The sequence below is a fragment of the Algivirga pacifica genome (genome assembly GCF_039543525.1).
Lineage (GTDB): Bacteria > Bacteroidota > Bacteroidia > Cytophagales > Flammeovirgaceae > Algivirga > Algivirga pacifica.
In genome coordinates this window covers 199,279-211,050 of record NZ_BAABJX010000032.1, presented here as the reverse complement: position 1 = coordinate 211,050, position 11,772 = coordinate 199,279, and the positions used below count along the sequence as shown (strand labels likewise).

Here is an 11,772-nt window from a genome sequence, read left to right as displayed (position 1 = left end):
TACGCACGGTTCTGTGAGAGGGATGAAGTTAGGGAGAGTCCCTAACTTTACCCTACTCGATCAAAACAAATCAACGATTCAACTAGCGAGCACAGCGAGCCTCAACGATTTAACATCTAGAGATAGTTATGGAGGGTTTTAACAAGCAGAACTAAGGTGCGATTTATCCCGTCACTTTACGAAACACGGCGATTTTTTATTCGATCTATCAATCCATCACCAACCTCTATCTCCCATTCCTACCACCCGAGCGTGGATGCTCGCCGAAAGCGCTTTTAGGTCGTATCATTACATGACGTGCGGAACGCTACGACCAGTGTCGGGTAGTTTAGGTAGGTAATCATAAAAAAAGGATACCCCTCCTGAGGTATCCCTGTTTCATTCATTATCCAAAATGATTATTGAAAATTAATCATTGAAAATTGAAAATTGAAAATTGAAAATTAAAAATGCACTTCCAACGTCAAACTCATCGTTCTTCCCTCTGAAGGAATGATCCCTGGGCCTGGGTAACCAGTGGCTCTTCGGGTGAAGTACATATTGTTCGTTAGGTTATTGATGTTGCCTTCAATCACTAAGAACTTGTACTGATAGCTCATGGATAAATCTGCTACATAGTAAGAAGGAATCAGACCTTCTACTTCAGTAGGAGTCCACTCGGCATTGGTGGCATCGGTATAATGTTCGTGCGTATACCCAAACTGCAAGGATGTTTTAAAGTTATCGTACTTGTACAGTAACCCTGTTTTTAAGTTAATTGGAGGAACTTGCTCTACTTGCTTGTTATTGATGGCATTATTGTCTGTATTGACATAACGAGCGTTGGTCAACGATAGGTTGGTGTAAAGACTTACCTTTTGCTTGTCGGCAGAAGGGGCGTTGAACACTTCCATAAAGTTGATTTCTCCGAAGGCTTCCAGTCCTACGTGGATAGAGTTGGCTACGTTGGTTCTGAGGCGGTAAGCATCGTAGTTCTCGTCTACGACATATATATTACCGATCTTATTATTGTATTTCAGGAAGAAGGTACTTACGTCGAAGGTCACTTTCTTGTTTCCTCCACGAATCCCCAGGTCAAAGTTATACCCTCTTTCATCCATGATGTTTTCGTCCACCACTAAGTTAGGGTTGTTGACCCTGATATCATTAAAATTGATCGGGCGATAGTTTTGAGAGAAGTTACTATACACCTCTAATGCGGCGTTTGCACGGTAACTTACCCCTATACCTCCAATCAGTACCGGGCGGGTAGATCGCTTGTCTTCGTATACTTTGAAGGTAGAATCCATTGCTAGACCAGTCTCTGGGTCCGGTACCAAAATCTTGTCTTGGTAATATCCTTTAGCATCTGTAGCGATATACTCCAAACGTGCTCCCGGTGTGATGCTCAAACGATCAGTGACATTGAAGACGTTCTCCACAAAGAAAGATAGGTTCGTTCCTTGAAAGTCAAAATCAGAGTCCTCTACATTGTTAGGGTGTAGAAAATTAAATTCTGGTTTCTCGCTTGGAGAAGCATCGCCTTGCATACGGTGTGTGTTACCTCGGAAGTAACGTACTCCCGTCAGGAAGGCTGCAGGTCTACCGTTCACTTGGTAGCGATACAGTAAACGAAGTTCCTGCCCAAAGTTGGCAAAATCGTCAGCAAACAGGTTACGGTTCTCATCAATATTGTCTGGGCGATCAATACGTTGCAGGTTGCCTAGGGCGTCTCTACCACCGATTAATCCAAAGTTTCTTAAGTTCAGGGAAAGGTTTTGGTTGAATTTATAGTCTACCGTAAGGGCAAACAAGTTCCAGTCTACCTGAAACCAATTTCGGTTACGGTAGGAAAGTCGAGGGTCTTCTTCAAATTGAACTCTGGTTAATCCTCCTGCCTGTTGTGCCAGGTAGGACATATGGGTATACTCACCTTTAATGGAGAGTTTTTCTGTAGGGTGGTAGCTGAGTGTACCATAGTACATATCCAGGTCAAAGTCCGAGTTTTCTCTCCACCCATTTCCTTGTTTATGCTGGTAGAAGGTGTAGTAATGGATTTTTCCTTGCTTTCCTTGTAAGGCGTTAAACGAATTAAAGAAGCCGTAGCTTCCACCACTTTGCCTTAGTTGTACGTGTATAGGTTTATTGCTGTCTGAACCGTCTTTCATGACAAAGTTGACCATTCCACCAAACTGAGGACCGTATTGCAAAGAAGAAGCTCCTCTTACGATTTCAATTTTCTTAAGTCCTTCTACTGGAGGGGTGTAATAGCTTTCCGGATAACCTAGTGGATCGGCACTGATATCGTAACCATTTTGCCTTACGTTGAAGTTGGAGGTACGGCTGGGGTCCAATCCACGAGCACCAATACTCAATTGGATACCGGCTCCATCGCTTTCCCAAATATTGAGGCCCGGTACTTTCGCATATACCTGACGGGCATTATTGGAGGCTTTATTGGCTGAAAGGGATTCGGCAAGGATTACCTCATTCTTCTTGGCCTCATAAATAGCGGATTTTTCTACGGCCTGTAAGCGAACAATATCGGATTCATATTCCTCGCTGACGACCACTTCATTCATTTGCTCGGATAGGGGCTCCAAACGGATGTTGAAGGTAGTTTCCTTATTCGATAGGGTGATGGTTTTATTTACGGTCTTATAACCAAAAGCAAAAAACGTCAGTTGGGCACGCTGCTCTGACAGCCCTTCCAATAGGTAGGTGCCTGAGGCATCCGCTTTTGTTTGCTTTCCTGATGTTTTTTCCTGTACAACTACTGCAGGTATAGTGCTTTTATTTTCAGCATCGGTAATACGCCCTTTCAAGGTATATTGTCCGTAGTTTAGTAAAGGTGCGAGTAGTAGTAAAAGTGTATAAAACTTTTTCATATATATCTATTCCTTAAAAGGCAAAATCCAATCCTTATGAGCGAAACTATCTTCTTCTTTGGTTAAATCCCTATTGGGATCAATCATGAGCTGACTCGCCCTGCCGTTGAGGGTGACGTAAGCCTCGGCCATCACAATAGGATCCTTGATGCCTTTCGCTTTATAGTGTTCTTCTATATAATGAGCGAACTGCAGAATCATATCAGGCTGTGTAGCCATCATTTTTTCCTGTAATGGAGTGAGAAAATCCCTGGCATATACCTCCCCATGTCTTCCGGTTTCAGGATCTTTTACATGGAAGGTTACATACCCTACTTTCTCAATAAACATTACTTTCCATGCAAAACGGAAGCCTTGTTCTGTCCACAAGTGATACCCCGGATATAGCATAAAGCGTAAGGGTACCAATAGTTGTACAGCGATATACAAGGCTACCCCCCCTTTGAGCAGGGAAGAAGTTTTAAAACTTTCTGAACGCGGTCTGTCAGTGATGTGAACGTTTAAAATCTTTTGTAATCCCCTTAAGATTTTTTGGTGAAAATCAGGAGAGAAGAATATCAAGGTAGAACCAATCATCACCCATGGGAATACCCCTATAGGGAACATCATCCAGGTCATGATATGAAAGCCTATAACGGCTATATAAGCCAGCCATCTACTTTTGCGGTACCACAAGAAAAAAGGAACAGTCAGGTCGTAAAAAGCACCTGCCCAGCTAAATAGATAAGCCGCAGTGGTCGTACCCATAAACTTCCCTACAATAGGGACTTCCAGAAAGGCCTTTAACCATATCTTGAGTGGCATGGCATTTAAAAGCCAGTCTTTATTCAGCTTAGTCAAGCCTGCAAAGAAGTAAACTACTGCTAGCTGGAACTGTATAATGAAAATGGTCCAGTATGGAATTTCTTTAAGGAGTAATGATGGTTTGCGTATAACGTCAATAGAGTAGTAGCGGTGCGCCGGTAGGAAAATCATGATGAAGCCTACCAGACTAACAAAGTAGTAATGGTTGAGGTAATAGGTTTTGTCAATCAGTTCTATATAGGTGAAGCTCAAAAAGAATAGGGTAGTACTGATACGATAAAAAGCACCTAAGGCAATCATTAGGGCTGAAAAGCCCATAATGCCAAACAAGATATACATTCCGGTAGCGGAGAAGGGCGTAACCCATTCAAATCCATAAAATGGGAAATGTACGGCCGGACTTACATAAAAAGCTTCAATCCACCCGTAGTAAGCAAACCTTAGGGTGCTGAAGACCATCATGATCCCGAATAGAATCCTGAACACCACCAGAGGGGTGATAGATGTTGGTCGCGCTAATATGTTTGTCAGTCTGTTTAGCATATAAAAGGTAAAAGGTAAAAGGTGATAGGTAACAGGTGAAAAGCGTTTGACTTGAATGTGAAGTGTAAAATACCCCCACTTACTTTTTACCTATTACCTTATACTTGTTACCTTATATAATTAATCTCCATCGTTATCACTGAAAGTTACGGACAATCCAAGTTGTGACATCATGTCGGATTTGGTTAGCGTAACCAGTTTCTTCAGTTCATTATAAAGGTTTTCTACATTTTCTTTTTCAGAAGTAATAGCCACTTCCAAAGGATCATTGATGGCCTCTGCAGCGGTTTTACAAGCCTGAAATTGCGCAAGAATGACTTCTGAAAGTGGTGTATTATTGATACGAGCATCTACTTCATTTAGATAGTCATCATATCCAAGTCCTTCTTTACCAATAAATAACTCTTGTGTAGACTCTAAGCTAATCATTAATAAAGGAAGAGAGTGTCGACTAAAAAGGGCCTCTACGTTAAGAGGCAGGGGTTGTCCCAAACTCTTTTTACCTAAAGGAATGCCTACCTTCTCATTCTTCATTGTTTCAATCATGATCAGCAGATCATTGGCGATCATATTGGTAGAGCTTCCTACGTCCTTCCCGTCTGCCGACACAAATAGAGGAAGAAACTCTGGTAGTGCTTCTGTAATAGAGGTAGCATGACCAGCAAGAACTTCTGTCAGTGTCTGCAAGTAAGCTAGACGTTGCTCGTCCGAAAAGCTTGCGAGTACTTCTGTAGTACTAAGGTCTTTTCCAAATAATAGGTATTCTACAACCGCAAGCCCTTGGCTTAGGGCTAAGCCTGTATTGATATCAACAGCAGGAAGAGAGTTAATGTATTCTGCATTGATTTCATTGGGAGCATTCGTAATATTTTCTTCTACGGCTGCAGTTTTCACTGGCCAGCTATAGATAGCTTCTTTGATCATCATTTGCTCAACAGGTCCAGTAGAGAATACTTCCACTGCAGACCAGCTTTCCATAGCATCCGTCCAGGCCAATTGCGCATTGCTTAAGGTCTCTTCTGTAGGATTGTTAACGAAGGCTGTGGTTTTATCCATCAAAGAAGTACTGGCAGTCTTAAATGCATTGTACTTAGGTTGCATAATATTGTCTCCAATATTCTGAAGCATCTCGGCACGGTTGAATTCGTCCTTAGGTGAATTATCGTCTCCTTGGCACCCCCAAAGGAATAAACTGATAAAAAGTATGATGTAGCTCGGTCGTTTCATGATCTTACTGATGTTAGTATACTGCTTACTATGGCTATGTAAATGAATGATTCTAATATTTATTTAGATTTTTTCTAAGAGTACACAAACATAATCATTCCATTTATTTAGAACAAATAAAGATAATAAACCATGAATGTTATCCCATTTTTCGGCAAGTAGCACTCGCTGAAATCCGGTAAAAATGACTTTCGTCACTAAAATGAGAAAAGAATCACTTATATTTAAAGAGTCAAGAGTACACTTAATGTGTATTACCCAGTGATAACCAACGACCAAATACGCAAAATAACAACTACCACTTAACCTATTTACTTCACATAAAAACACATGATTAACATGAAAAAGGACACACTAAAGGAGAAAGCAAAGCGTATGATTCTATCCGATGAAAGAAAGAAGAGGAAATGGCAAACTGCAACCGATTGGTTGAAGATGGAAATGATTAAGTGGGAAATGGAAAGTTTACGATAACATTAAGGGCGGCCTATTGGCCGCCCTTAATGGTTATTTTAGTTTCTGTTCTTTTTGGAGTAGCTCGATGGCTTTGGCTACTCTTTGCTGAATCGTTTCTTCTTTTTTTGCTGACCCAATCCATTGGGCATACTCTTTTCGATACGTGTAAGCCAGTTTGTTAAAGAAAGCACTGGCTTCCGGGTTTCTATCTAAAGCTTCTTTGAGTACATCGGGTACTTCGATGGCAGGGCGCCTTCCTCCTTGTACCCGGCGAGTAAGACTTACTTCTTTCACGGCACGGAAGCGTAAAGCCGACCAGGTATCGTCAATAGCAACTTGTGAAACGGGAACCAATTCCTTTCTTTCCAGAAAATCCCATCCTTGATCTCTACTAATATCCGTTTTTACGCCTGAACTCTTTTTAGGATAAGCAAACCATAGGATCCCTTTTGTGGACATGTGTTTGAGGCCTTTTGTTCCCCATTCCTTGATTTCTTTTTTTTCGTGCACAAAGATAAGTATCGCTTCGTAAGCATCCTCAGTGACAGAGGTATGTGTGTTGGGGAATGCTTGAAGTATCGATTCCTTCATTTGCTCAGGAGCATTAAGTAGCAAGAAAGGGCCATTATTGGGTATCCTTAGCTTTTTAAGTACTTGTTCTGTATTCATATTCATCACTAATTGGTGTAACCTGAAAAAGTAAGCCGGATAGCTTTTCCGGCGACTGTTTTGAAATAGCGCTGAGTGAAAACTCAATATATAGGGAAATCTTAACAAAGCTTTAAACTTTTCAATAATTATTTGCAATCTACAAAGAAGAAAATCCAATCATTATATGAATATTTGTAGGAGGCGAAACAGACAAGCATAAAATTACTACATGAAGGCAAGAGACGAATCCATCTGGTTTATATTATTATTGATCGTACTCTCTTTTGGGGTGTTGACCTATTATATGTATTCCTCGGCGGCAGAGCGCGCTAAGGAAATGACCTTTACCTTGACCAAAGAAGCGATTGGAAAGCACAGTGAAAGAATAGAAAGTGAGCTAGAACTGCTACTGGGACAGGTAGATTTTTTGAGTGGCGCACTGGAAACAACCCTATATAATGAGGAGGATGACTTTCAGTTGGTCAATGAAATGCTACGTACTTTATTGGTAAAGAACCCCAATGTAGTCTCAGTATGGGCGCTCACGCAAGATCGCACTTATGGCTTCAATGATCATCATACTTCTGGGATTGATCAGGATGGGCGGTTTGCACCCTATTGGTTTAAAACGGTAGAGCCTAATGGAGAAATCGTACTAAGACAGACGTTTATGCCAGAAAGTGAAAGTCTGAGACAAGTGATCTCTGAGACGCAAAGTCGCCGATTGTTCAATATGTCTGAAGTTGTCTATGGAGAGGGGGAAGGTAGTGAGTTGTTTACGTTTGTTTCTCCTGTAAAAATAAATGATGTCACGGTAGGACTGGTAGGAGCCGATGTACCGATCTCACATATTAAGGAAATCATCTCCAAGGCCGAGGTATTGAATGAGGGATATGCCATCTTGTCATCAGATGAGTTTGATGTAAACTCTTCTTCTGTGGATGGAATGATGGAGCGAACGCTCATCTCACCTTCGGTACGCAGGACCTTGGACGCAGGAAAAACGATTGCTAGTATTTATGATCGGGAATCTGACGGGGCAGAGTTTTATGGGGTATACAGCCCTTTGCGTATTAATGGGTTACAGAACCCGTGGGTATTGTCTATACATATTCCAATGAACGAGATCATGGACTCTACGAAGCGTACACGTAACTTCGTGTTGGTGATGGTGAGTTTGATGATTACCGTGATTGCCTTCGGTCTTTCTTTTGTCGTGAATAACTGGAGACGAGAGATTGTACGCAGAAAAAAGATTGCCGAGGAGTATCAACATACCAGTGAGTTGTTGAGGGATATTCTCGATAACTCCGAGAAACTAATGATGTTTACCCTGGATCAAGATTTTCGTTTGCTAAGCTTCAACGCAGAATTTTCCCGTTTGGCAGAGACCGCTATTGGTCGTGCTTTGGAGGTAGGGAAAAATGTATTCCGATTTATTCCTTGGGACATGCACTTTCAAGCTTCTGGTGATGAGAACCAATTTTCCAGAAGTAAGTTCAAGTATCATCTGATTAGAGCTTTGGATGGAGAGTCATTTTCCACCACAGAGCAATATGGAGAGTTTAGTTTTGAGCAGTTTTATAACCCTTTCCGTAATGAGTTTGGAGAGATTATAGGGGTGACATGCTTTGTGATAGATGTGACTGACCTAAAGAATGCGGAAGAGCAGTTGAAAAATTCTGAGCGCAAGTTCCGTCAGTTATATGAAACCAGTGGGGATGGGTATGTTCGTTATGATGTCGATCGCAGGGTATTGGAGTGTAACGACACTTTTGTACAGATGCTGGGCTATGACGTACCCCAACAACTGATAGGGTTGCATGCTGATGACTATACTCCAGAACATTGGAAGGCCGTTAGTTTTGATTTGATAGAGCAAGTAAAACATAAAGGGTATACGGATCCTTTTGAGAAAGAATACGAGCGCCGCAATGGAACCACCTTTACGGCAGAAGTACGGGTCAATGCGATTAATGATGAAAATGGACAATTGAAAGGGATGTGGAGTGTTGTTCGTGATATTTCTTCCCGAAAAGAGATTGAAAGTCAACTGGTCATTTATCGAGATCATTTGGAGAAATTAGTAGAGCAGCGTACGGAGAGGTTGCACCTGGCCAATGAGGAGATTAGCAAGAAGAACGATGAGCTGCAAGTCAAGAATATGGAGATTGCAGAAAGGAGTAAGGCACAAGAGCGTTCCCTACAAGAACTGGAATCGGCTTATGACCACTTAAAGGATATGCAGACTCAATTGGTTAATGCAGAGAAAATGGCTTCCCTCGGACAGTTAACGGCTGGTATTGCCCATGAGATCAATAACCCGATCAACTTTGTATACAACAACGTACAACCTTTGAAGGAAGATATAGAGGATATCAAAAGTCTGCTGTTAGACTTTAAGGGAAGGCTTTCGACCTTGCAGGAAGCGGTAGACCTTTGGGAGCACTATGACGGAGATTTCCTTTTTGAAGAGATAGAGGCTTTATTGGATGGTATAGAAGAAGGAGCCACCCGTACCGCTAATATAGTCCAGGAGCTGAAAATGTTCTCCCGTTCAGATGATAAGTCTTATAGTTTTGCTGATCTGGAAAGAGGGCTGGATGCTACCTTGACCTTATTAGCCAATAAGACCAAGAATATTATTAAAGTAGAAAAGCGCTATGGAGGTATCCCAGAGGTAAAGTGTAATGTCGGGAAGATCAATCAGGTCTTTATGAATATTCTGTCCAATGCCATTCAGGCCATTGATCAGGAAGGGCAGATCACCGTCACTACTGATTTGTACGAAGAGCGAGAGGGGTATGTTATAGTGAAAATTGAAGATACCGGTTCCGGAATGAACGAGGAGGTCATGCAAAAGATTTTTGATCCTTTCTTCACTACCAAAAAAGTGGGAGAAGGAACGGGGCTCGGCATGTCGATCTCCTATGGAATTGTACAGGATCACGAGGGTGAAATTATCCTGCAAAGTGAAGTAGGGAAAGGAACGTGCTTTAGTATCATACTCCCAGTGGACTTGGATAAAGTACAAGAAGCAGCAGAAGGGTAGCAAGGGCGCCCCTTGTGGTTGCCCCGATAATACGATAAGATACGACCCAGCAGCGAACTGGTCTTAGGGTCCTCCCTAAGACCTGCAGCGGGTTTGTACTTCCCTTTCTACATGTACTGTTTCCTAAACTTGACAGCATTGAGCCATATACTGGTCGTAAGCTCCAGCTTACGACCCAAAAGCAATTTGGAGGCTCCAGCCTCCAGTTAATATAGACCGAAAAATGATTACGCTATGTATTATAAACACGAGGGTGGACCCTCGAAAAAACGCTATAAAGTCGTAAGCAGGAGCTTACGACTAGTAAAGGGGGAGTCACAGCCCAACCTATCACAAAGTGATAGCCCCCCAACAAAGAAAGCTCAACTCACCGAAGGTGAAACTCAACGGGCGCAGCCCATCTCAACCAGCGGCGCAAGCCGCCTCAACTAATACTTGATAAGCTTAATGCTTTCCTGCTTATTCGCCGAGATAATCTTTAATACGGACATTCCCTGACTAACCTGCTCCTCAGGGATTCGAAGACGAGTATACCCTCCTTTTAAGGTGATCCGGCGCTCATAAGTTACCATTCCTTGGGTATTCACCAATACCATATAAAGCTGTTGGGTGATTGGATTATACAGTTGTAATTCCAGGTCTTTATCCTTTAGTGGATTGCCGGAATAGTTGTCTACCGAGAAAGTCCTTTGTGAGGCAGATGGGTTTACGACCATGTTATAGTACTCAAACTTCCCGCCAATGTCGACTTGTTTTAGGCGATAATACACTAGCCCTTTGGGTGCTTGTATATCGGTATAGCGATAGTCTTGCCCATTCAGCGTTCCTTCTCCACGACCCTTGATAGGTTCAGTAATGGAGGTGTAATTTTTGCCATCAATAGAACGCTGTACCTCAAAGAAGTCATTGTTCTCTTCTGAGGTCGTAGACCATGTTAAAAGGATATCGCCTCCTTGTCGGGAGGCCGTGAAATAGGCCATTTCTACGGGGAGGGGGGTGATGGAGTAGTCGGTTAAATCTGTTCCACTATTGATTGTATAACTACATCCACATGCATCGGTGCCTGACCTTTCAATATCATTATCGATAGTCATGGTTAGTTTGTAAAAGTGATTATCAGGATCGGTGATGTTATTATCAGTGTCGGTATATGTGACGGTGCCTGTGTGGGGATCTCCAGTATATGTATTGGTTGTAAGGCTTGAATAGGCGGTGTAATCTGAAGGATTTAATTCATTCTCTCCACCTTCAATCTCAATACTTTTTAATGTAAGGTCATTCTCATCTGGAAATAATGTTTCCCACGTAAACGTAACGACATTATCATCTAGGTTGGCAGTGAAAGATGAGATGTATGGTTGGCCAATTCCACTCGCATTGACAGATCCAGCGCAAATGATTTTGTTAAAGTCTGTATCAGTGTATTCTATGTCACCAGAGGGGCCTTCAAAGTAGATATATGTACTTGGTATTGGCGGAGAAGTAGATAAAGCATCTGTTTTAGGACAGCCATCTTCTAATTTCTCAACATAAAGAGATGCACCTTCTTTCAATTTTATTTTTGAATTGACAGAGAATATCAATTTGCCCTCATCTTTTACAATTATATTAACTGTTTTTTCTAGATCAGAAAGATCTAATATTTTATCAGGTTGGCTGTTAAAGAAGGTGATTTCTTTGTCGCTAATAACCCAGTATATCTCTTCCTCCTCGCAGCTTGATGAAGAGATAAAAGTAGCTATGTCATTCTTGAAGTCTGAGAGGTTATAACTTTCGGTGGTGGTTGAAGCAACATCAGAAATTAAGATATTTTTTGAGCCATTAACGATTGAAAAGCTACAACTACTAACTTCTTCAATTGTTAGTTGAGCATGAGCTAGAGAGAAAAAATTACCAATGCCCCACAGCAAAAAGAGGCTCAGGAATCGTCTGAAGCAATTCATAAAAATATACAGAATAGAATAGTTAGTAGTTAGTTGTGAGTATAGCTGAAAACAGTGTGGCTTGTTTTGCACCTAACGTAAAGAGTATTCCTGTTTGGTCTAAAGCTAATCTTACAAAAAGCAATTTAATTAAAACTATAAAAAATAATAATTTTCTAACATTAAATACATCAATATTTCCCTGTAATGAGTGCTTAGCCGTTATTTTATATACTTCTCATTACTCATA

7 protein-coding genes are annotated in these 11,772 nt (G+C 41.5%); 2 read left to right on the top strand and 5 right to left on the bottom strand.

Annotated elements, in window-relative coordinates; translation table 11 throughout:
• Positions 1–443 precede the first annotated feature (443 nt).
• The 3 genes from ABD985_RS11060 to ABD985_RS11050 form a co-directional block, all read right to left on the bottom strand.
• Positions 444–2,867: a TonB-dependent receptor domain-containing protein gene (locus tag ABD985_RS11060; protein WP_345371710.1), complete on the bottom strand. Its 2,424-nt coding sequence runs from the start codon at positions 2,865–2,867 to the stop codon at positions 444–446.
• 6 nt (positions 2,868–2,873) lie between these two features.
• Complete coding sequence (locus ABD985_RS11055) at positions 2,874–4,214, bottom strand: HTTM domain-containing protein (RefSeq protein WP_345371709.1); 1,341 nt, start codon at positions 4,212–4,214, stop codon at positions 2,874–2,876.
• 120 nt (positions 4,215–4,334) lie between these two features.
• Complete coding sequence (locus ABD985_RS11050; protein ID WP_345371707.1) at positions 4,335–5,441, bottom strand: imelysin family protein; 1,107 nt, start codon at positions 5,439–5,441, stop codon at positions 4,335–4,337.
• Between the two features lie 339 nt (positions 5,442–5,780).
• On the opposite strand from ABD985_RS11050, the gene ABD985_RS11045 reads away from it, so the two are divergent.
• A complete protein-coding gene (locus tag ABD985_RS11045) occupies positions 5,781–5,915 on the top strand; it encodes a hypothetical protein (RefSeq protein WP_345371706.1) in 135 nt (44 codons plus the stop codon).
• Positions 5,916–5,948: 33 nt separating this feature from the next.
• Here ABD985_RS11045 and ABD985_RS11040 read toward each other — a convergent pair whose 3' ends face one another.
• Complete coding sequence (locus ABD985_RS11040) at positions 5,949–6,566, bottom strand: YdeI/OmpD-associated family protein (protein ID WP_345371704.1); 618 nt, start codon at positions 6,564–6,566, stop codon at positions 5,949–5,951.
• 211 nt (positions 6,567–6,777) lie between these two features.
• Here ABD985_RS11040 and ABD985_RS11035 point away from each other — a divergent pair, with 211 nt between their 5' ends.
• Positions 6,778–9,600: a PAS domain S-box protein gene (locus tag ABD985_RS11035; protein ID WP_345371702.1), complete on the top strand. Its 2,823-nt coding sequence runs from the start codon at positions 6,778–6,780 to the stop codon at positions 9,598–9,600.
• Between the two features lie 428 nt (positions 9,601–10,028).
• Here ABD985_RS11035 and ABD985_RS11030 read toward each other — a convergent pair whose 3' ends face one another.
• Positions 10,029–11,153 (bottom strand): hypothetical protein, encoded by a 1,125-nt coding sequence (locus ABD985_RS11030; protein ID WP_345371700.1) that lies wholly within the window; start codon positions 11,151–11,153, stop codon positions 10,029–10,031.
• Positions 11,154–11,772 lie beyond the last annotated feature (619 nt).

Bases quoted from the DNA above. Each gene is read 5' to 3' on its own strand.
- ABD985_RS11060 (WP_345371710.1), bottom strand. From the start codon at position 2,867: ATGAAAAAGTTTTATACACTTTTACTACTACTCGCACCTTTACTAAAC.
- ABD985_RS11045 (WP_345371706.1), top strand. From the start codon at position 5,781: ATGAAAAAGGACACACTAAAGGAGAAAGCAAAGCGTATGATTCTATCC.
- ABD985_RS11050 (WP_345371707.1), bottom strand. From the start codon at position 5,441: ATGAAACGACCGAGCTACATCATACTTTTTATCAGTTTATTCCTTTGG.
- ABD985_RS11040 (WP_345371704.1), bottom strand. From the start codon at position 6,566: ATGAATACAGAACAAGTACTTAAAAAGCTAAGGATACCCAATAATGGC.
- ABD985_RS11035 (WP_345371702.1), top strand. From the start codon at position 6,778: ATGAAGGCAAGAGACGAATCCATCTGGTTTATATTATTATTGATCGTA.
- ABD985_RS11055 (WP_345371709.1), bottom strand. From the start codon at position 4,214: ATGCTAAACAGACTGACAAACATATTAGCGCGACCAACATCTATCACC.